This window comes from Streptomyces sp. NPDC006012 (assembly GCF_042871185.1).
Taxonomy (GTDB): domain Bacteria; phylum Actinomycetota; class Actinomycetes; order Streptomycetales; family Streptomycetaceae; genus Streptomyces.
The window spans coordinates 52,382-73,151 of record NZ_JBIAIE010000018.1; the positions used below are offsets into that span (position 1 = coordinate 52,382).

17 protein-coding genes are annotated in these 20,770 nt (G+C 71.9%); 8 read left to right on the forward strand and 9 right to left on the reverse strand.

Features of this window, described 5'->3' with window-relative positions; all coding sequences use genetic code 11:
• Window positions 1-74: 74 nt before the first annotated feature.
• Complete coding sequence (locus tag ACFYPJ_RS26590) at window positions 75-1,925, reverse strand: PQQ-binding-like beta-propeller repeat protein (protein WP_389022034.1); 1,851 nt, start codon at window positions 1,923-1,925, stop codon at window positions 75-77.
• A gap of 402 nt (window positions 1,926-2,327) precedes the next feature.
• Entirely contained in the window at window positions 2,328-4,136 is a 1,809-nt protein-coding gene (locus ACFYPJ_RS26595) for an ABC-F family ATP-binding cassette domain-containing protein (protein ID WP_389022037.1), read from the reverse strand.
• Window positions 4,137-4,281: 145 nt separating this feature from the next.
• Between ACFYPJ_RS26595 and ACFYPJ_RS26600 the strand changes: the two genes are divergently transcribed.
• Window positions 4,282-4,887, forward strand: coding sequence for a Uma2 family endonuclease (locus ACFYPJ_RS26600; protein ID WP_389022040.1), 606 nt, complete (start codon window positions 4,282-4,284; stop codon window positions 4,885-4,887).
• Window positions 4,888-4,909: 22 nt separating this feature from the next.
• Here ACFYPJ_RS26600 and ACFYPJ_RS26605 read toward each other — a convergent pair whose 3' ends face one another.
• From ACFYPJ_RS26605 to rsmI, 6 genes are all read right to left on the reverse strand, one after another.
• Complete coding sequence (locus ACFYPJ_RS26605) at window positions 4,910-5,809, reverse strand: 4-(cytidine 5'-diphospho)-2-C-methyl-D-erythritol kinase (RefSeq protein WP_389022043.1); 900 nt, start codon at window positions 5,807-5,809, stop codon at window positions 4,910-4,912.
• Window positions 5,806-6,819: a 16S rRNA (adenine(1518)-N(6)/adenine(1519)-N(6))-dimethyltransferase RsmA gene (gene rsmA, locus ACFYPJ_RS26610; RefSeq protein WP_389022046.1), complete on the reverse strand. Its 1,014-nt coding sequence runs from the start codon at window positions 6,817-6,819 to the stop codon at window positions 5,806-5,808. The genes ACFYPJ_RS26605 and rsmA overlap by 4 nt, the downstream gene beginning before the upstream one ends.
• A gap of 119 nt (window positions 6,820-6,938) precedes the next feature.
• Entirely contained in the window at window positions 6,939-8,459 is a 1,521-nt protein-coding gene (locus ACFYPJ_RS26615; protein ID WP_389022317.1) for a ubiquitin-like domain-containing protein, read from the reverse strand.
• A 277-nt stretch (window positions 8,460-8,736) separates the two neighbouring features.
• Window positions 8,737-9,624, reverse strand: a complete 888-nt coding sequence (locus tag ACFYPJ_RS26620; protein WP_389022049.1) for a TatD family hydrolase — start codon at window positions 9,622-9,624, stop codon at window positions 8,737-8,739.
• A 46-nt stretch (window positions 9,625-9,670) separates the two neighbouring features.
• Window positions 9,671-10,096, reverse strand: coding sequence for a hypothetical protein (locus ACFYPJ_RS26625; protein WP_389022052.1), 426 nt, complete (start codon window positions 10,094-10,096; stop codon window positions 9,671-9,673).
• Window positions 10,097-10,506: 410 nt separating this feature from the next.
• Window positions 10,507-11,346, reverse strand: a complete 840-nt coding sequence (rsmI, locus tag ACFYPJ_RS26630; RefSeq protein WP_389022055.1) for a 16S rRNA (cytidine(1402)-2'-O)-methyltransferase — start codon at window positions 11,344-11,346, stop codon at window positions 10,507-10,509.
• Between the two features lie 96 nt (window positions 11,347-11,442).
• Between rsmI and ACFYPJ_RS26635 the strand changes: the two genes are divergently transcribed.
• The 4 genes from ACFYPJ_RS26635 to ACFYPJ_RS26650 all read left to right on the forward strand — a co-directional run bounded on the left by ACFYPJ_RS26635 (window position 11,443) and on the right by ACFYPJ_RS26650 (window position 17,428).
• Complete coding sequence (locus ACFYPJ_RS26635) at window positions 11,443-13,200, forward strand: dolichyl-phosphate-mannose--protein mannosyltransferase (RefSeq protein ID WP_389022058.1); 1,758 nt, start codon at window positions 11,443-11,445, stop codon at window positions 13,198-13,200.
• A gap of 262 nt (window positions 13,201-13,462) precedes the next feature.
• Window positions 13,463-13,876 carry a hypothetical protein gene (locus ACFYPJ_RS26640; RefSeq protein ID WP_389022060.1) on the forward strand — a complete coding sequence of 138 codons (414 nt, stop codon included), beginning with the start codon at window positions 13,463-13,465 and terminating at the stop codon, window positions 13,874-13,876.
• A 166-nt stretch (window positions 13,877-14,042) separates the two neighbouring features.
• On the forward strand, window positions 14,043-15,653 hold the full coding sequence (locus ACFYPJ_RS26645) for a penicillin-binding transpeptidase domain-containing protein (protein WP_389022063.1): 1,611 nt from the start codon (window positions 14,043-14,045) through the stop codon (window positions 15,651-15,653).
• Window positions 15,654-15,754: 101 nt separating this feature from the next.
• Window positions 15,755-17,428, forward strand: a complete 1,674-nt coding sequence (locus tag ACFYPJ_RS26650; protein WP_389022066.1) for a penicillin-binding transpeptidase domain-containing protein — start codon at window positions 15,755-15,757, stop codon at window positions 17,426-17,428.
• A 104-nt stretch (window positions 17,429-17,532) separates the two neighbouring features.
• Here ACFYPJ_RS26650 and ACFYPJ_RS26655 read toward each other — a convergent pair whose 3' ends face one another.
• Window positions 17,533-17,895: an SsgA family sporulation/cell division regulator gene (locus ACFYPJ_RS26655; protein ID WP_389022069.1), complete on the reverse strand. Its 363-nt coding sequence runs from the start codon at window positions 17,893-17,895 to the stop codon at window positions 17,533-17,535.
• 180 nt (window positions 17,896-18,075) lie between these two features.
• Here ACFYPJ_RS26655 and ACFYPJ_RS26660 point away from each other — a divergent pair, with 180 nt between their 5' ends.
• The 3 genes from ACFYPJ_RS26660 to ACFYPJ_RS26670 are packed head-to-tail and all read left to right on the forward strand — an operon-like array spanning window position 18,076 to window position 20,664.
• A complete protein-coding gene (locus tag ACFYPJ_RS26660) occupies window positions 18,076-19,131 on the forward strand; it encodes an energy-coupling factor ABC transporter permease (protein ID WP_389022071.1) in 1,056 nt (351 codons plus the stop codon).
• A gap of 1 nt (window position 19,132) precedes the next feature.
• Window positions 19,133-19,894 carry a cobalt ECF transporter T component CbiQ gene (gene cbiQ / locus ACFYPJ_RS26665; protein WP_389022074.1) on the forward strand — a complete coding sequence of 254 codons (762 nt, stop codon included), beginning with the start codon at window positions 19,133-19,135 and terminating at the stop codon, window positions 19,892-19,894.
• Window positions 19,882-20,664, forward strand: a complete 783-nt coding sequence (locus tag ACFYPJ_RS26670; RefSeq protein ID WP_389022076.1) for an energy-coupling factor ABC transporter ATP-binding protein — start codon at window positions 19,882-19,884, stop codon at window positions 20,662-20,664. Before cbiQ ends, ACFYPJ_RS26670 begins: the two co-directional genes overlap by 13 nt.
• Window positions 20,665-20,770: the final 106 nt, after the last annotated feature.

Sequence of the window (20,770 nt, forward strand, 5' to 3'; positions counted from 1 at the left end):
AGCGGAAGCGGAGACGGAAGCGGAGACGGAAACCGGGACGGGGTGGAGACCGGGACCGGAACGGTGAACCGGGCTCACTTGCCGAAGGCGAGCATCAGCTTCTCCGGCGCGTCGTCCTTGCCGGTCAACCGGGTGGAGGAGATGTAGAACCGCCCGTCGACGAAGGCGACGGAACCGTCGAAGAAGCCGTTCTCGATGTTCGCGGTGCCGTGCGGGTTCCGCAGCAGCTCGGTCGTCCGGTGGTCGGCGCCCGACGTCGCGACGGACACGACCCGGCCGCCCTCGTCGTACGACGGCCGGACGTATGCGACGAGCCGACCGTCCTTCGCCGTGAGCGGCATCATCGACTCGTCCGCCGGGGACTTGACGCGCCACTTCTCCGTGCCGTCGTCGAGGCTGATCGCGACGATCTCGTTGGGTCCGCCGGCGACATCGGTGGGCAGATAGAGCGTGTCCGCGTCGGTGGCGACACCCGTGCAGCCCTGGAGGTTGCGCGCGACGCTCCCCCACCCGCACTGCGGGGCGAACTTCTCGTCGACCCGGACCTGCGAGCGGAAGCCGCCGCCGGCGGTGATGACCGAGATGTTCCAGACCTGCCGGTCCTCGTTGGTGAGGTAGACGACGAGCGGGTCGAGGGAGTAGACGCGCGCGACCTTCCAGCCCTTCTCGACCGGCCTGGTCCACTTGACCTTGCCGGTGACCGGGTTGAGTTCCTGGATCTCCTGGTGCTCGTTGCGGCCGGTGGCATCGCAGGAGGCCACCGAGACCAGCCGGCCGGCACCGCCCGCGAACGCGGTCGGGAAGCAGGCGTCGCCGTACCTCGTCCTGTCGTACAGCTTCCGGCCGCTGTCCAGGTCGTACGCGATACCGGACTGCGAACGGCCCACCATCAGCGTCTTGCCGACGAGGGTCAGTCCGACGGAGACGGTGCTGTCGAACAGCGCACCGTCGGGGACCTTGCCCTGCCAGCCCTTCGCACCGGTGTCCAGGTCGATCACCTGGAGCCGGTTGCACTCGGCACGGTCGCTCGAACCGCTCATGTACGCCACGACGACCTTGTCGTCGGCCGACTTCTGCGGGGTCACCGCGCAGATCTTCTCCGGGAAGGTGATCGGGGCCCAACTGGGCCTGCCGTCGGCCACGTCGTAGCCGAAGACCTGCTTGTAGGCGGCCTTCACCGCGGTCCTGCCGGTGATCCACATGCCGGGAGCACTGGCACCGGAGGCGGGCGCGTCGGGCGCCGGCTTGTACCAGAGCACCTTGGCCTCGCCGGGCTTGCGGCCCGCGTTGAGGTTCTCCGGGTCGCCGTCGCCGCTGCCGCTGCCGTCGCCGGGATCGACCGGGTCGGCGGAGGCGGAGGCGGCGGACTTGGCGTCGTCGGACCGTCGGGCGGCGGGCTGCTTCCCGCCGTCGCCACCGATCGCGTACACCAGACCGCCGATGACGAGCAGCGCCGCCACCGCACCGCCGGCGATCAGCGCGGGCTTCCGCCGGGAGGGGCCGGCGGGCGGCGGGGTGCCGGGTGCGCCGGCGGGGAACTGCGGCGGCTGCTGCGGGTAGCCGTAACCGGGTTGCTGGTACTGGGCGTACGGGCCCGGCTGCTGGGGATATCCGTACGGGCCGGGCTGGGTGTAGGGAGCCGTCTGGGCGTACGGGCCGGGCTGACCGTAAGGGCCGGGCTGGGCGTACGGGCCCGGTTGGGCGTAGGGACCCGGTTGGGCGTAGGGACCGGTCTGGGCGTACGGGCCGGGTTGCTGCGGGGAGCCGTGTCCCGGTTGCTGCTGCGGAGGGGGCGGGGGCTGTTGCGGCGGGGGCGGTGGCTGGGCGGGCGGGGTCTGCGGGGCCCCGGATCCTTCCCCCTGCGGCGGCCGGTCCTGCGGTGCTCCGAAGCCGCCGTGCGGCGGCTGGTCGGGCGGCTGGGTCATCAGCGCTGTTCCCCCTCGTTCACTGGCTTTTAGCCACGCCCTGAGGACCACGACGGCTGCAAGGCCGCCCGGGTTGGTTCTCAGTCGGCCCTTTTTACCACCCGGATCCAGCCGCCGAAGGAACCCGATCCAGCGCTGTTCCCAAGGGTGGACCGGCCCGTGATGACGCCGTTACGAGCGTTCACGCCCCCTTCACACGGCGCCCGCGAGGGCCGTGCCCCGGCGCGTACGACGGCATACGACCGCTTCCGGCCGCCTCGCGCACACCCCGGGAACGGACCGGGGAACGGGCGAGGACAGACCGGCGAACGGGTCGGGACCGGACCGGGGAACCGGCCCCTGCGCCCGCGTCGCGGTCAGGCGTCGGCGTCAGACGTCAGATGTCATCGTCATGCACCGTGGTCAGGCGTCCTCCGCGAGTTCCAGCCAGCGCAGCTCCAGTTCCTCGCGTTCCCCCGCCACCTCGCGCAGCCGCCCGTCGAGTTCGGCCACCTTCGCGAAGTCGGTGGCGTGCTCGGCGAGCTGTGCGTGCAGCTTGGTCTCGCTGTCCGAGAGCTTGTCCAACTGGCGCTCGATCCGCTGGAGTTCCTTCTTCGTGGCCCGCTGCTCGGCGGCGCTCCGCTCCGTCGTCGCGGGTTTGGGCGCCACGGCGGCGGACGCGGCGGACACGGCCGCCGCCATGCTCCGGCGCCGCTCCAGGTACTCGTCGATGCCGCGCGGCAGCATCCGCAGCGTCGCGTCGCCGAGCAGCGCGAACACCCGGTCGGTGGTGCGCTCGACGAAGAACCGGTCGTGCGAGATGACGATCATCGAGCCGGGCCAGCCGTCGAGCACGTCCTCCAGCTGGGTCAGGGTCTCGATGTCCAGGTCGTTGGTGGGCTCGTCGAGGAAGAGGACGTTGGGCTCGTCCATGAGCAGCCGCAGCAGTTGCAGCCGCCGCCGCTCACCGCCCGACAGGTCGCCCACCGGCGTCCACTGCTTCTCCTTGTTGAAGCCGAACGTCTCGCACAACTGCCCCGCGGTCATCTCGCGGCCCTTGCCGAGGTCGACCCGCTCACGCACCTGCTGCACGGCCTCCAGCACCCGCAGGGCGGGGTTGAGTTCGGCGACTTCCTGGGAGAGGTAGGCGAGCTTGACGGTCTTGCCGACGACGACCCGCCCGGCGACCGGCTGCGTCTCCCCCTCGGTGCGCGCCGCGTCGGCCATGGCCCGCAGCAGGGAGGTCTTCCCGGCGCCGTTGACCCCGACCAGGCCGATGCGGTCGCCGGGGCCGAGCTGCCAGGTGAGGTGCTTGAGCAGCATCTTGGGGCCGGCCTGGATGCTCACGTCCTCCAGGTCGAAGACGGTCTTGCCGAGCCGCGAGGAGGCGAACTTCATCAGCTCGCTGCTGTCGCGGGGCGGTGGCACGTCCTGGATCAGCTCGTTGGCGGCCTCGACCCGGAACCGTGGCTTGGAGGTACGGGCGGGGGCGCCGCGGCGCAGCCAGGCCAGCTCCTTGCGGATCAGGTTCTGCCGCTTGACCTCCTCGGTGGCGGCGATGCGCTCGCGTTCGGCGCGGGCGAAGACGTAGTCGGAGTAGCCGCCCTCGTACTCGTAGACGGTGCCGCGCTGCACGTCCCACATGCGGGTGCAGACCTGGTCCAGGAACCAGCGGTCGTGGGTCACGCAGACCAGTCCCGAACGCCGCTCGTGCAGGTGCCGGGCCAGCCAGGCGATGCCCTCCACGTCGAGGTGGTTGGTGGGCTCGTCGAGGACGAGCAGGTCCTGCTCCTCGATGAGCAGCTTGGCGAGCGCGATCCGGCGCCGCTCGCCACCGGAGAGCGGACCGATGACGGTGTCCAGGCCGGCCGGGAAGCCCGGCAGGTCGAGGCCGCCGAACAGGCCGGTGAGGACGTCCCTGATCCGGGCGTCGCCCGCCCACTGGTGGTCGGCCATGTCCCCGATGACCTCGTGCCGCACGGTGGCCGCCGGATCGAGTGAGTCGTGCTGGGTGAGCACGCCGAGCCGCAGCCCGCCGGAGTGGGTGACCCGCCCGCTGTCGGCCTCCTCCAGCTTCGCGAGCATCCGGATGAGGGTGGTCTTGCCGTCGCCGTTGCGTCCGACGACCCCGATCCGGTCCCCTTCGGACACTCCGAGCGAGACGCCGTCCAGCAGCGCACGCGTGCCGTACACCTTGCTGACGTTCTCGACATTGACCAGGTTGACGGCCATTTCACTCCTGTGCGCGGGGATCGATCAGCCTTCAAGCGTAGGGCCTGCGGGCGCGGGGACGGGGCGCGCGGGGGTCGTCACTCTTTGTGATGACATGATCGGGAAGCGGCCGCTACCGTTGAGGGCAGGCAGCAGGATCCCGTCCATGGGAGGAACCATGACCGCCGAGTCCGTAGAGCACCACGTCCGGTGGCCGGTGCCACCGCAGGACGGCTACACCGTGGACGACCTGTTCACGCTGCCGGATCTCCCGCCGCACACCGAGCTGATCGACGGGAGCCTGATTTTCGTGAGTCCGCAGCGCAACTTCCACGCCGACGTCATCGACCTGCTGGTCAGCGGTCTCCGGCTGAGCGTGCCGAAAAAATTCAAGGTCAAACGGGAAATGACTGTAGTCCTCGACCGGAGCAACGCTCCGGAGCCCGATGTGAGCGTGGTCTGGGCCAACGCAGTCAGCAGTGCGGACCAGACGCGCTATCAGGCGCAGGACGTACTCCTTGCCGTAGAAGTCGTCTCCCCCGACTCCGAGTCCCGCGACCGCACCACCAAGCCGCAGAAGTACGCCGCCGCCGGGATCCCGAACTTCTGGCGGGTCGAGGCGAGCGGGCCGAGCGGCGCGCCCGTCGTCCACGTCTACGAACTCGACCCACTCACCAAGGCGTACCTGCACATGGGCATGCACCGCGACCGCGTCAAGGTCGACCGGCCCTACCCCATCGACATCGACCTCACGGCGATCGACGAACTCTGAGCGGGCGGGAAGGGGCGCCTGCTCAGATCACCGTCGCCCCCACCGCAGGCCCCGCCGCCGTACGCACCGTCCGGCACGTCCCCGAAGCCCGCAGTTCCCCCGCCACCCGCTCCGCGGACTCGGCATCGCCCGCCAGGAACGCCGTCGTCGGGCCCGAACCGGAGACCAGCGCCGCCAGGGCGCCGGCCGTACGGCCCGCGGACAGGGTGTCGGCCAGTTCGGGGAAGAGGGAGAGCGCGGCCGGCTGGAGGTCGTTGGAGACGGCGGCGGCCAGAGCCTCCGGATCGCCCTTGGCCAGGGCGTCGAGCAGCGGTTGCGAGGCGACCGGCGCGGGAATGGCACGGCCCTCGGCGAGCCGGTCGAACTCCCTGAAGACGGCTGGTGTGGACAGCCCCCGGTCGGCCATCGCGAACACCCAGTGGAAGGTCCCGCCGACCTCCAGAGCCGTCAGCTTCTCGCCGCGCCCGGTGCCCAGAGCCGCCCCGCCGATCAGACTGAACGGAACGTCGCTGCCCAACTCGGCGCAGATGTCCAGGAGTTCGGCGCGGGAGGCGCCCGTGCCCCACAGGGTGTCGCAGGCCAGCAGCGCGCCCGCCCCGTCCGCGCTGCCGCCCGCCATGCCCCCGGCGACCGGGATGTCCTTGGCGATGTGGAGGTGCACGGCCGCCTCGATGCCGTGGCGTCCGGCGAGGGCGAGGGCGGCGCGGGCCGCGAGGTTGGTGCGGTCGAGCGGGACCTGAGGGGCGTCCGGGCCCGCGCAGGTGACCCGCAGTTCGTCCGCGGGGGTCACGGTGACCTCGTCGTACAGACCGACCGCGAGGAAGACGTTGGCGAGGTCGTGGAAGCCGTCGGGCCTGGCGGCACCCACGGCGAGCTGGACGTTGACCTTGGCCGGGACGCGTACCGTCACCGTCTCCGTCACTGGGCGGTCTCCTCGTGCTCGGAGTGCTGCTGGTGCTGCTGATCGTGGTGCTGCCGGGGCCGGTCGGGCTGGTCGGTGTGGCCGTCGCGCACGGCGCGGCCGTCGCGGTCGGGGCGGTCAGCTCGGCCGGGGCGACCATCGTGCTCGGCGGGTGTGCCGTGCTCGGCGATCCGGGCGAACTCCTCCACCGTCAGCGACTCACCGCGCGCCTGCGGCGGGACACCCGCGGCGACCAGTGCCGCCTCGGCCGCGGCGGCGGAGCCCGCCCAGCCGGCCAGCGCCGCCCGCAGCGTCTTCCTGCGCTGCGCGAACGCCGCGTCGACGACCGCGAAGACCTGCGCCCTTGAGGCCGTCGTCCGGACCGGTTCGGCCCGCCGGACCAGCGAGACCAGCCCGCTGTCCACGTTCGGCGCGGGCCAGAACACATTGCGTCCGATGGCCCCGGCCCGCTTCACCTCGGCGTACCAGTTCGCCTTCACGGACGGCACGCCGTACACCTTGGAGCCGGGCGCGGCGGCCAGCCGGTCCGCGACCTCCGACTGCACCATCACCAGCGTCCGTTCGATGCTGGGGAAGGTTTCGAGCATGTGCAGCAGCACCGGCACGGCCACGTTGTACGGCAGGTTCGCGACCAGCGTCGTCGGCGCGGGGCCGGGCAGCGCGCCGACCGCCATCGCGTCGGAGTGGACCAGCGCGAACCGGTCGGTGCGCTGGGGCATCCGGGCCGCGATCGTCGCGGGCAGCGCGGCGGCCAGCACGTCGTCGATCTCGACGGCGGTGACCCGGCCGGCCGCCTCCAGCAGGGCGAGGGTGAGGGAGCCGAGCCCCGGGCCGACCTCGACGACCACGTCGTCGGGGCGGACCTCGGCGGTGCGGACGATCCGGCGGACCGTGTTCGCGTCGATCACGAAGTTCTGGCCGCGCTGCTTGGTCGGGCGCACGCCCAGCGCTGCCGCCAGCTCACGGATGTCGGCGGGGCCGAGGAGGGCGTCGGGGATGGGGCTGCTCACGGCACAAGGGTAAGGGGCGACCGCCCCCGCTCGGCCCACCGCCCGGGCAGACCGGAGAGCCACGGCCCACGGGCCGCCGGCGGGGTGGCTCCACAGCCCAGGGGCCACCGGCCGGGTGCTCAGCTGTGCAAGCGCATCCCGCAGTGCGGCCAAGGGCTCGATCCGTGCCGTAGGTACAGCTTCTTCGCCCGGTAGGTCTGCTCCGACGGCGAGGCGTCCTGGGGGTGTCCCTTGCCGCCGAGGCCGTGCCAGGTGCGGGTGTCGAACTGGTAGAGGCCGCCGTACGTCCCCGAGGGGTCCACGGCCGCGGGCCGCCCGCCGGACTCGCAGGCCGCGAGGCCGCGCCAGTTCAGGCCCTCGGCGCCGTCCACGGAGGGCGGCGGCGGCTTGACGCCCACCCGTACGAGCTGGGTGCGCGGTTCGCGGACCACCTCGGCCCGCTCCCGGCGGGGCTTCTGCCGGACCCCGTTGACGGTCCGCATGAGGTACGTGACGCGCCGCACGCCCGGCTGCCCGGCGCTGTCGACCACTTCGATGCCCCGGAACAGCGAGGGGTCGTCCGTCCGGCTCACCTGGAACGGGATCAGCTCCTCCCGGACCTCCTTGGCGCCGGTCACCCGCAGCACGGTCACCGTCTGTCCGTCCCGCGGGAAACTGCCGAGCGGCACGGACGTGGTGTCCTGGGCGCGCAGGGTGACCCCGGCTGCGTGGACCGCCTCACGGACGGTCGCCGCGTTGGTGCGGACGACGCGGGCGCGGCCGTCGGCGATGACCGTCACCGCGCGTTCGGTGCGTACGTCGAGGGTGAGACCGGAGCGGCCGATGGGCCGGGAGCGCGGCACCGACAGATACGCGCCCTCCGCGCGCACCCCGAGCCGGCCGAGCATGCCCTCCACCGTGCGGGCCGTCGTCCACACCTCGTGCCGCCGGCCGTCGAGCGTGAGCCGCACGGGACGTCCGTGGTCCACGGTGACCTGGTCGCCGCTTTCGAGTTCGGCGTCCCGGCCGGGCGTGACCTGGTCGTGCGCGCCCACCGGCAGGTCCTCCTCGGCGAGCAGTTCGTTCACGTCGTCGGCGAAGGTGTGCAGGGTGCGCGCCTTGCCATCGACGTTCAGTTCGACCGCCTTGTCGTTGGCGACGAACGCGGTGGTGCCGCCGGCGAGGAACGCGACGACCAGGGCCTGCGGCACCAGTCGGCGCATGGCGGACTCCGAGCGCCGGGCGTTGCGCTCCCGCCGCCGACGCGCGGCACGCCGGTCCGAGCGGGGACGCAGACCGGACTCGTGCAGACCGGACTCGTACTGGCTCGCCGCACGCAGACCGGGCTCACGCGGACCCGCCTCGTACAGACCCGCCTCGTACAGACCCGCCTCACGGAGACCGGGCCCGCGCAGACCGGGCTCGCGCAGACCGGGCTCGCGCAGTCCGGGGTCACGCAAGCCGGGCTCACGCAGACCGGGTCCGCGCAGGCCCGCCTCCCACAGTCCGGGCTCACGCAAACCGGGCTCACGCGAACCGGATTCACGCGGACCGGGTCCGGGCCGGGTCTCGCCCGATGCCTGCCGGGGCAGCAGTTGCTGTTCGTAGGCGGGCCGGTAGGTGTCGCGGTACGCCCCGCCCGCGACGGGCGCCTCCCACATGCCGTAGCCCGTCGGGTCCGGGTCCGGGCCCGTGCCGTACCCGGTCGCCGGGGCCGGACCGGGGCCAGGAATGTACGTTCCGTACGGGCCGTACATCCCATCAGCCCCGTGCGTCCCATGCGTCCCATACGTCTCGTACTGCGGATTGCTCACACCGACACGCTCCAGAGGGCCAGAAGGGTCCAAAAGGCCCCCAGAACCTAGCGGAGCCCCCCTCATCCTTCAAAACGACACAACAACCGACAGTTGGGAAAAGTCGCCGCGCGACCGCCCGCGGTCAGTAGTCGAAGGCGCGGGCGGTGTTGACCCCCAGGGCCGTCGCCAGCACGTCCTCGCCGATGCCGCGCACGGCGGCCATCGCGCGTACCGTCACCGGAACCAGATACGGCGCATTGGGCCGTCCGCGGTACGGCGCCGGGGTCAGGAACGGCGCGTCCGTCTCCACCAGGACCAGTTCCAGCGGGGCGACGGCAAGGGCGTCGCGCAGGTTCTGGGCGTTCTTGAAGGTGACATTCCCGGCGAAGGACATGAAGTAGCCCTCGCGGGCGCACACTTCGGCCATCGCGGCGTCGCCCGAGTAGCAGTGGAAGACGGTGCGCTCGGGGGCACCCTCCTCCTTGAGGACGCGCAGCACGTCGGCGTGCGCGTCCCGGTCGTGGATGACCAGCGCCTTGCCGTGCCGCTTGGCGATCTCGATGTGGGCCCGGAAGGACCGCTCCTGGGCCGCCATGCCCTCGGGCCCGGTACGGAAGTGGTCGAGTCCCGTCTCCCCGACGCCCTTCACCTGGGGCAGCCCGGCCAGCCGGTCGATCTCGGCGAGCGCGTCGTCGAGGGCGGCGTCCCCGCCGGGTACCCGCGCCCCCTGCCGGGACCAGCCGTCGGGATCACCGTGGACGATCCGCGGGGCCTCGTTGGGGTGCAGGGCGACGGTCGCGTGGACGCGGTCGTGGGCCGCGGCGGTCTCCGCGGCCCACTGGGAGCCCTTGATGTCGCAGCCGACCTGGACGACGGTCGTCACCCCCACCGACGCGGCCTTGGCGAGCCCCTCCTCGACGGTGCCGGACTGCATGTCGAGGTGCGTGTGGGAGTCGGCGACCGGCACCCGGAGCGGTTCCGGGAGCGGCGGCGCCGCGTTCTTGTCGGCGGTGTCGGCGTTCGAAGACATGTCCTGATCCTACGGATCCGGACATCCCCGCCGATCAGCGAGCGGGTCAGCCCGCCTTGCGCTGGAACGGGTGGAGGAGGTCGGCCAGGTGCCAGTGGCGGTGCACCGGATCCCGCTCGGCGATCGGCGATGCCGTCGGCACCTCCGGGACCTCGACGGGTCCGGCCGCAGGCGTGCGGTGCGCACTCCCGTACGCCGCCGCGCCGCGCACCGACGCGACCTGCCCGGCCCGCATGATCCGCACCACCTGGCCGTCGCAGTTCTGGCACGCGGGCCGGCTCAGCGGCGACGGAACGATTCGCCCGTTCGCCACATATATGACGAACTGCGCACCGTCGGCGTCCGTGTGGTGCTCTATCTCGTACGACTGCTCCCAGCCGTGCCCACAGCGCATGCAGGCGAAGGAATACGACTCGTGAACGACGGCTGTAGCCGCACCGCGGAGGCCGGTCTGCCCTGCGATCTCACTCATGCCAGCTGCTCCTCTTGTCCGCTGGACAAGCGTCCCCTGCGTTCGGGACTCCCCCCGGAATCCCAACGGGACGGGGGACGGGTCCGCCCCCTCGACCCAGTGGACTCCTGTGCCGGAGCGAATGCACCGGGGCCTGTCGAGTGTTGGAGTCGATTTGGGCTTCCCTTGCCATTGGGCTCTCGGCGGGCAGGCGCGGCCTTTGCTTTGCGCGATCTCCCTTTGCTCCCGCATGGGGCGCACACCCGACCATGACGAAGCGCAGCAAACGGCGCCCCTCAGGGGCGCGGGGAACTGCGCGACCAGCCACAACCCACCCGCACGGCCCCACCCCCACCAGCACACCCGAACCCCGGACCCGCCCCGCCCACCGACGCCTCCGGCACCCCCACCCCATCCCACCCGGCGGAGCGCTACCCCTTCGCCGCCACCACCGCGTCGAACACCTCACGCTTGGGCACGCCCGCCTCGACCGCCACCGCCGCGATCGCCTCCTTGCGCCGCTCCCCGGCCTCCTCCCGCGCCCGGACCCGGCGCACGAGTTCATCGGCGCCGAGATCCGCGGGGCCGGGTGCCGGGGCACCCTCGACGACGACGGTGATCTCGCCCCGTACCCCCTCCGCCGCCCACTCGGCCAGCTCGGCGAGGGGACCGCGCCGTACCTCCTCGTACGTCTTGGTCAGCTCCCGGCAGACCGCGGCCCGCCGCTCGCCGCCGAACGCCTCGGCCATCGCGGCGAGGGTGGCGCCGAGGCGGTGCGGCGCCTCGAAGTACACCAGGGTGCGCCGCTCCGCCGCGGCCTCCCACAGCCGCGACAGCCGCTCGCCCGCCTTGCGCGGCAGGAACCCCTCGAAGCAGAACCGGTCGACGGGCAGCCCGGACAGCGCGAGCGCGGTGAGCACGGCGGACGGCCCGGGAACCGCGGTGACCCGGATGCCCTGCTCGACGGAGGCGGCGACCAGCCGGTATCCGGGGTCGGAGACCGACGGCATCCCGGCGTCCGTGACCAGCAGCACCCGCGCGCCGCCCAGCAGCTCCGCGACCAGCTCGGGTGTCCGGGCCGACTCGTTGCCCTCGAAGTAGGAGACGACGCGCCCCTTGGGCGTGACGCCCAGCGCCTGGGTCAGCCGGCGCAGCCGCCGGGTGTCCTCGGCGGCCACGACGTCCGCGTCCGCCAGTTCCGTCGCAAGCCGCGGCGGCGCGTCCGCGACGTCGCCGATGGGGGTGCCCGCCAGGACAAGAGTTCCAGTCACCCGGCCATCCTCCCAGGGGCGGTCGGAAGCGGGCTCATCCGGATCAGTACCGCCCAGGCGCGGGACTCACACAGAAGGGTTCCCTACGATGGCGCGGTGACCAGTACCGCGTCCTCCATGGACACCCGGCAGGGCCAGGCCCCGCACGACCAGCGGCCGTCGTGGCTGCGGCGACTGCGCCACCTCGGCTACCGGACGGACCCGGACGGGACCGACCGCGGCCTCGGCGACGCCCGCGACCGCCTGGTGCCGCCGTTCGCCGAGCCCAGCCCGCGCCTGTGGCACGCCCTGGGGGTGCCGTCCTCCCTGGCCGAGCGCATCACCCGCTGGTCGGGCTGGATCGGCCCGCTGCTGGTGACGCTGATGGCGGGCCTGCTGCGGTTCTGGCACCTGGGCAGCCCGAAGGCGGTGATATTCGACGAGACGTACTACGCCAAGGACGCCTGGGCGCTCGTCCACCGCGGCTTCGAGGTCAACTGGGACAAGAACGCCAACGACCAGATCCTCCAGTCGGCCGGGCATCTGGGCATCCCCGCGGACCCGGCGTACGTCGTGCACCCGCCGGTCGGCAAGTACGTCATCGGGCTCGGCGAGCTGATCTTCGGGTTCGACCCGTTCGGCTGGCGGTTCATGACCGCGCTGCTGGGCACGCTCAGCGTGCTGCTGCTGTGCCGTATCGGCCGGCGGATCTTCCGCTCGACCTTCCTCGGCTGTCTGGCGGGCGCGCTGATGGCGGTGGACGGCCTGCACTTCGTGATGAGCCGCACCTCGCTGCTCGACGGCGTGCTGATGTTCTTCGTCCTCGCGGCCTTCGGCTGCCTGGTCGTGGACCGGGACCGGACCCGGGCGAGACTCGCCGCGGCGCTGCCCATCGGCGCCGACGGCCGCGTCCGCCCGGACGCCCGCACCGGCGACACGCTGCGCCTGGGCGGGCGCCCCTGGCGCTGGGCGGCCGGTGTGCTGCTCGGGCTCGCCTTCGGCACCAAGTGGAACGGCCTCTACGTCCTCGCCGCGTTCTGTGTGCTGACGCTGCTGTGGGACGTGGGCGCGCGGAAGGTGGCCGGGGCCCGCAGCCCCTACGTGGCGGTGCTCAAGTACGACACCGGCTTCGCGTTCCTGGCCACGGTCCCGGTGGCGATCGGCGTGTACGTGCTCTCCTGGCTGGGCTGGATCCTCTCCCCCTCCGACGGCTCGGGCGGCTACTACCGCAACTGGGCGGCGACCGCCGGCAAGGGCGGCCCCTGGACCTTCCTGCCGGACTGGCTGCGCAGCCTGTGGCACTACGAGCACGAGGTGTTCGAGTTCCACGTCAACCTGTCGTCCCCGCACACCTACCAGTCCAACCCGTGGAGCTGGCTCGTGCTGGGCCGCCCGGTCTCGTACTTCTACGAGTCACCGTCCCCCGGCACGGACGGCTGCCCGGCCGACGCGGGCGGGAAGTGCGCCCGCGAGGTCCTGGCGCTCGGCACCCCGCTGCTGTGGTGGGCGGCCTGCTTCGCCGTCCTCTACGTGCTGTGGCGCTGGTTCTTCCGCCGCGACTGGCGCGCGGGCGCCATCGCCTGCGGGATCGCCGCCGGCTACCTGCCCTGGTTCATGTACCAGGAGCGCACGATCTTCCTCTTCTACGCCGTCGTCTTCGTGCCGTTCCTGTGCCTGGCGGTGGCGATGATGATCGGCGCGATCATCGGCCCACCCGGCTCCAGCGACACCCGCCGCCTGTTCGGCGCGTCGAGCGCGGGCATCCTGGTCCTGCTGATCGCCTGGAACTTCATCTATTTCTGGCCGATCTACACGGGCACCGCGATCCCGGTCGACCAGTGGCGGTCGCGGATGTGGCTGGATACGTGGGTGTAGCTGGGCGTACGTAGCGTGGGGGCGTGGCCGACGGCCGCGCCCCCACGGTCGTTGTCGGACATCTGTGATCACCGCCGGTCTCCGCCGGTCCCGGCGGACGACCGCAGAGGCCCACAGAAGCCTACGGACAGCCCGGAAACGCCGGGAAACGCCAGGAAAGGGGCATCGCGCTGCACGCGAGGTCACTGTCACCTTCCGGTGAACCGGCAGGCCGACTCTTACGTTTCCTCCTGAACAACGGAAGTCACCGGAAGGAGCTCCCATGGACAGCAAACGCCCACCAGGACCAAGTGGGGCAGCGGCGGGAAATGTTCACGGGCAAAAGGTGCACAACTTCTCGTATCCCGATCGCGAGAAGGGGCCGGTGGTTCCGGATGCATCGCTGTTGAGCGCCACGGGGATCGAGTTGGTGAACAACCCGGGTGCCTACAAGAACCCTCGACCGGTCCCCCCCGTGCCTGGAGCCGCTCAGGAGGTTCAGTCGAGCTACTGGGTCGACAACGACTCCGATTCCGAAACCGAATCCGAAACCGACGGCATGGACAAACAGATCAGTCGCTGGGCCAGGAAGCTGTTCAAGCAGACGCCGGCGAGGAAAGCCGCCGGACCGTCGGCTGCGTCCGATGCGCGCTGGACGGGCAAAAAAGCCGCGCCGCAGAAACCGCGGAAGCGGTGAGCTGAGCCTCTGCCTTGTGGCCGGACGGTGGTTCACCGGCACGAGGCTCTCGCGAGGCGGTGACCGATCACTGTTCGGACAACATCGGACAACAGGTTTCACATCCGCGTCATGCTCCGCCTAGAGTTCGTAGGTCTGGCAGGGGGCACGGGGAGGGGTGCGCGGTATGCGCAAGGGGGTCAAGGCCGCCGTCATCGGCGGCGTGTTGGTCATATTCGTGGGCGGAGCGGGTTACGGGACGTACAACGTCCTCTCCGCCCTGCGCAACGGCGACGTGTCGTCCACGCGCACCGGTCCGCCCGACGCCGCCGAGGTCCGGGAGACCACACAGAAGTTCTTCGCCGCCTGGGAACAGGGCAACGCGTCGGCGGCGGCCTCGTACACGAACAACGCGGGCGGCGCCGAACCGCTGCTGAAGGCGTACACGCAGGACGCGGACATCACCGGGGTGCACATCACGCCCGGCACGGCGACCGGTGCCACCGTGCCCTTCACGGTCAAGGCGACGGTGTCCTACGCCGGGAAGTCGAAGCCGCTCGACTACAAGAGCGAGCTGACGGTCGTCCGCGGCCAGACCACGCACCGCGCGCTGGTCGATTGGAAGCCGTCCGTCGTCCACCCCGGCCTGGAGATCGGCGACACGCTCGTGACGGACGAGTCCGCGAGCCCGCCGATCGACGCCGTGGACCGGAACGGGAAGGTGCTGACGAAGGACGCGTACCCGTCCCTGGGTCCCATCCTGGACACGCTGCGCGAGAAGTACGGCGCGAAGGCGGGCGGCAGCCCCGGGGTGGAGCTGGTGATCCGGCACCAGGCCGGATCCGCCGCCGACACCACGCTGCTCACCCTCGCCAAGGGCAAGCCGGGCCGGCTGCGGACGACGCTGAGCGCCGGCGTGCAGGCCGCGGCGGAGAAGGCGGTGCGCACGTACGACGAGTCGTCGGTGGTGGCGGTGCAGCCGTCCACCGGTGAGGTGCTGGCCGTCGCCAACCACCGCGCGGACGGTTTCAACGCGGCCTTCCTCGGCAAGCTGGCCCCCGGCTCCACCATGAAGATCATCACCGCGGCCACGCTCATCGACAACGGCATCACCACCGCCAACGGGCCCGCGCCGTGCACACCGGACGCGCTGTGGGAGGGCCAGACCTTCCACAACCTGAAGGACCTGGCCCCGAACCTGAACGCGACGCTCTCCGAGAGCTTCGCCCGCTCCTGCAACACGGCCTTCATCAAGTACACGGACGACCTGAAGACGGACTCGCTCACCCGGGAGGCCGAGGACCGCTTCGGCCTCGGCCGGGACAACTGGCAGACCGGCATCCCGTCCTTCGACGGCTCGGTGCCCGCCACCGGCGGCCCGGACATGGCCGCCTCCCTCATCGGCCAGGGCCAGGTCCAGATGAGCCCGCTGAACATGGCGTCGGTGACGGCGACCGCGATGACGGGCGCCTTCCGCCAGCCGGTGCTCGTGCCGCTCTCCCTCGACGGCCGCGAGGCCGCCCGGGCGCGCGGGCTGTCCGCGGGCACCGTCCAGCAGCTGCGGGCGATGATGAACCGCACCGCGACCAGCGGCACCGCCGCCGGTGTGATGGCCCGCCTCGGCGGCACCATCGGCGCGAAGACCGGCTCCGCGGAGGTCGACGGGCAGGCCAAGTCCAACAGCTGGTTCACCGGCTACCGCAACGACGTCGCGGCGGCGGCGATGGCCCAGGACGCCGGCCACGGCATCGACGCGGCCGGGCCGATTGTCGCAGCCGTGCTACGAGCAGGTGGCTGAAGTCACCCGTACAGGACGGGACTCCAGGGTGGTCGCCGTCGTTGAGAGCACAGGGACGACAAGGGTGACGGGCCCGGAGATTTCGCGGAGGAACTGAGGCAGTGGGCAAGAGAAGACGCGTCGCCGAGCGACGGAGGGCCAGGCCGGTCGTGCTCGGCGGCGTGGCCGCCGTGGTCGTCATCGGTGCCGGTGTCGGCGGCTACGCGCTCTACGGGAGCGGCGCCGCGGCCGAGGACGGCGGCCGGGCCGGGTCGACGGCGGACCACAAGCCGGTGAAGACCGGCCCGCTGACCGCCACCGAGGTGCGGACCGCTGCCACCCGCTTCCTGACCGCCTGGCAGCGCGGCCGGACCACGCAGGCAGCCGCCGCCACGGACGACGCGAGCGGCGCCACCGCGCTGCTCGCCGGCTACACGAAGGACGCCCACCTCCAGAACGTCAAGATCACCGCCGGCACCGCGGCCGGCCCCAAGGTGCCCTTCTCCGTGCGGGCCACGGTCTCCTACCGGGGAATCAGCAAACCGCTGGCCTACGACAGCGCGCTCACCGTGGTGCGCGCCGAGTCCGACGGCAAGCCGCTGGTCGGCTGGCACGCGGCCGTCCTGCACCCCGACCTCGCGGACGGCGACCGGCTGGTCACCGGCGAGTCCGGCACGCCGCCGGTGACGGCACTGGACCGCAACGGCGGGAAGCTGACCACGGCCGCCTACCCGTCGCTGGGCGCGGTGCTGGACGGGCTGCGCGAGAAGTACGGCAAGCTGGCGGGCGGCAAGGCCGGCGTGGAGCTGCGGGTGCTGCGCGGCGCGGCGTCGAAGAAGGCCAAGCTGTCCGACAAGACGCTGCAGGAGCTGAGCCAGGGCACGCCGGGCACGGTGAAGACGACGCTGAGCCCCGCCCTCCAGGACCTCGCCGAGCAGAAGGTCGCCAAGTCGGACCACGCCTCGGTCGTGGTGGTGCGCCCCTCGACCGGTGAGATCCTCGCGGTGGCCAACACCGGCCACGGCTTCGACGCGGCCCTCCAGGGCTCGCTGGCCCCGGGCTCCACGATGAAGGTCATCACGTCGTCGCTGCTCATCGAGAAGGGCCTGGCCTCCGCGGACAAGCCGCACCCCTGCCCGAAGACGTTCACCTTCGGCGGCTGGAAGTTCCACAACGACGACGACTTCGAGATCAAGGGCGGCACGTTCAAGGCGAGTTTCGCGCGCTCCTGCAACACGGCCTTCATCAGCCAGGCCGGGAAGCTGAAGAACGACGACCTGACCAAGCAGGCCGAGGAGGTCTTCGGCCTGTCCAGGAACAACTGGGCGATCGGCGTCCCGAGCTTCGACGGCTCGGTGCCGGTGCAGTCGGCGGCCCAGATGGCGGCCTCGCTGATCGGGCAGGGCGGGGTGCGCATGAACCCGCTCAACATGGCGTCGGTGGCCGCGACCGTGCAGGCGGGCAGCTTCCACCAGCCGTATCTGGTCTCCCCTTCGGTCGACCACCGCAAGCTGGCCACCGCGTCCCGCACGATGTCCGCGGGCACCCTCTCCCAGCTGCGCGAGCTGTTGCAGTACACCGCCGCGTACGGCACGGCGGCGGAGGCGATGTCCGGTCTCGGCCCCGATTACGGCGCCAAGACGGGGTCCGCCGAGGTCGACGGGCAGAAGAAGCCCAACGGCTGGTTCACCGCGTACCGCGGGGATCTGGCGGCGGCGGGCGTCGTCCAGGCGGGCGGCCACGGCGGTGACACGGCGGGCCCGATCGTGGCGGCCCTGCTGCGGGCGGGCGGCTGAGCGGGGACGGCCGGGCCCACCACCGGACGGGAGCGGCCGGCCGCCGAGGGGCGGGGGCCGCCCCCGGGCGGCGCCGCGGGCGGATGGTCACCGCGGCCGCGCGGTCACCGCGCCACGGGCGCGGCCGCCGTGTACGTACGGCGCAGGAACCGCAGCAGGGCCTTCGTCTCGAACTGGACCACCGAGACGCCGTCCGCGGAGTGGAACTCCACCACGGCCTGGACCCGTCCGCACGGCCACACCCGGATGCCACCGCCCTCGACCGGCGCCCGCAGGCCCTGTTCGAGCAGGGTGCGGGGGAACGTCCAGTCCCGCGGTCCGGGCAGCGACCCGGGCAGGCCGACGCCGACCGAGTCCGGGTCGGCCTCGGGGTCGTAGCGCAGGACGACGGGTACGGACGCGGCGTCGGCGAGGGGGTCCTCGGGCGTGACGATCCGGGCTCGTGCGTACTGTTCGACTACGGACATCGGACGGCCCCTAACACTGCGTCACCTATACGGAAGCTGTGCATCGGTGTCTTCCCGTCTCCCTTCAAATGTCGCATATTTCCAAGATTGTGCTCATTGGGAGGCGATCGATCTCGTCTGTGCAAAAAACGAGAACCTCGCTCTTGCAATTCGTTCGCAACAAGCGCCTAAAATCGGCCCGTGCATGTACCTGACGGATTCATCGACGCCCCTACCTCCGCCGTCACCGCGGTGGTCGCCGCCGGCGCCCTCGCCGTGAGCCTGCGCGGCGCGCGACGCGAATTGGACGAAAAGACAGCGCCGCTGGCCGGGCTCGTGGCAGCGTTCATCTTCGCGGTGCAGATGCTGAACTTCCCGGTCGCCGCCGGGACCAGCGGCCATCTGCTGGGCGGCGCCCTGGCCGCGATACTCGTCGGCCCCTTCACCGGAGTGCTCTGCGTGTCCGTCGTCCTGCTGATGCAGGGCATCCTGTTCGCCGACGGCGGCCTGACCGCGCTGGGCGTGAACATCACCGACATGGCGGTCGTGACCACCGTGGTGTCCTATGCCCTCTTCCGCGGCCTGCTCGCGGTGCTCCCGCGCAGCCGGCGGTCGGTCACCGCCGCCTCCTTCGTCGCCGCGCTGCTGTCGGTGCCGGCCGCCGCCGTCGCCTTCACGCTGATCTACGCGATCGGCGGCACCACCGACGTGGCCATCGGCAAGGTCGCCACCGCGATGATCGGCGTCCACGTGCTGATCGGCATCGGCGAGGCCGTGATCACCGCACTCACCGTCGGCGCCGTCATCGCCGTACGGCCGGACCTGGTGCACGGCGCCCGCGGCCTGCGGCAGGAGCTGAAGCTGCGGGTGAACGGCGAACTGGTCGACGCCCCGGCCGCACCCGCCCCGGCCCCGGCCCCGGCCGCCGCCAGGACCTCGCACCGCACCCTGTGGATCACCGGGCTCGCCGCCTCCCTCGTCCTCGCGGGCTTCGTCAGCTTCTACGCCTCCGCCAACCCGGACGGTCTGGAGAAAGTCGCCCACGACCACGGGATCGACAAGAAGACCGGGGACCACGCCTCGGCCGACTCGCCGCTCGCCGACTACGGCGTCAAGGACGTCTCCGACGCCCGGCTCTCCGGCGGCCTCGCGGGCGTGATCGGCGTCGGCGTCACCGTCGTCGCGGGCAGCGCGGTCTTCTGGGCGCTGCGCAGGCGCCGCACCCAGGAGGTCTCTCCCGCGGGCACGGACCTCTGACATGGGAGCCGGACACTCCCACCGGCTGTACCGGCACGGGCACTCGCCCGTGCACGCGCTGCCGCCGCACACCAAACTCGCCGCCGCCTTCGCCTTCGTCGTGGTCGTGGTCTCCACCCCGCGGGAGGCCGTGTGGGCCTTCGGGTTGTACGCCGTACTGCTCGCGGGCGTGGCCCGTCATGCCCGTGTACCCGCCGGTTTCCTGTTCAAGCGCCTGTTGATCGAAGTGCCGTTCGTGGCGTTCGCGGTGCTCATGCCGTTCGTGGCGGAGGGCGAGCGGGTGGACGTCCTCGGCCTGTCGCTGAGCGTGCACGGCCTGTGGGGCGCCTGGAACGTCCTCGCCAAGGGCACCCTCGGCGTCGCCGCCTCGGTGCTGCTGGCCGCCACCACCGAACTGCGCGCGCTCCTGCTCGGGCTCCAGCGGCTGAAGCTGCCGCCGCTGCTGGTGCAGATCGCGTCGTTCATGATCCGCTACGGCGATGTCATCACCGACGAGATGCGCCGCATGCGGATCGCCCGCGAGTCGCGCGGCTTCGAGGCGCGCGGGGTGCGCCACTGGGGCGTGCTCGCCAAGTCCGCCGGCGCACTGTTCATCCGCACCTACGAGCGCGGCGAACGCGTCCACCTCGCCATGGTGAGCCGCGGCTACGCCGGTTCGATGCCGGTCATCGACGAGGTGACCGCGTCCCGGGCCCAGTGGTCGCACGCCCTGGCCCTCCCCGTCACCGCCCTCGTCGTCTGTCTGCTGGGATGGACCCTGTGAGCACTGACCCGATCCCCGCGTCCCTGGCGGTCTCCGGCCTCGCCTTCGCCTACCCCGACGGCCACCAGGCCCTGTTCGGCGTGGACTTCAGCGTCGGCCGCGGCGAACGGGTCGCGCTGCTCGGCCCGAACGGCGCCGGCAAGACCACCCTCGTCCTGCACCTCAACGGCATCCTGAGCGGCGGGACCGGGACGGTGACCGTGGCCGGGCTGCCGGTCGGCCGCGCGCACATGGCCGAGATCCGGCAGAAGGTCGGCATCGTCTTCCAGGACCCGGACGACCAGCTGTTCATGCCGACCGTGCGGGAGGACGTGGCGTTCGGGCCGGCCGCCGCCGGGATCAAGGGGGACGCGCTGGCGGAGCGGGTGCGTACGGCCCTGGAGCGGGTCGGCATGCAGGACTTCGCGGACCGGCCGCCGCACCACCTCTCGTTCGGCCAGCGGCGCCGGGTCGCCGTGGCGACCGTGCTGGCGATGGAGCCGGAGATCCTGGTCCTGGACGAACCCTCCTCCAACCTCGACCCGGCCTCCCGCCGGGAACTCGCCGACATCCTGCGCGCCCTGGACGTCACCGTCCTGATGGTCACGCACGACCTGCCCTACGCGCTGGAGCTGTGCCCGCGCGCGCTGATCCTCAGCGACGGTGTGATCGCGGCGGACGGACCGACCGGCGACCTCCTGTCCGACGACGCGCTGATGCGGGCCCACCGCCTGGAACTGCCCTTCGGCTTCGACCCGCGATCGGTGAACGGGCGCTCCGCCCGGCTGTGACAGGTCCTGTGACGGGGTCCTGTTGCGGGCCATGTGACGGGTCCTGTCACGGGTCACGTGACGGGTCCGCCGTCGGCCCGCGGCAACATCGGCGTAACGGTCCCCC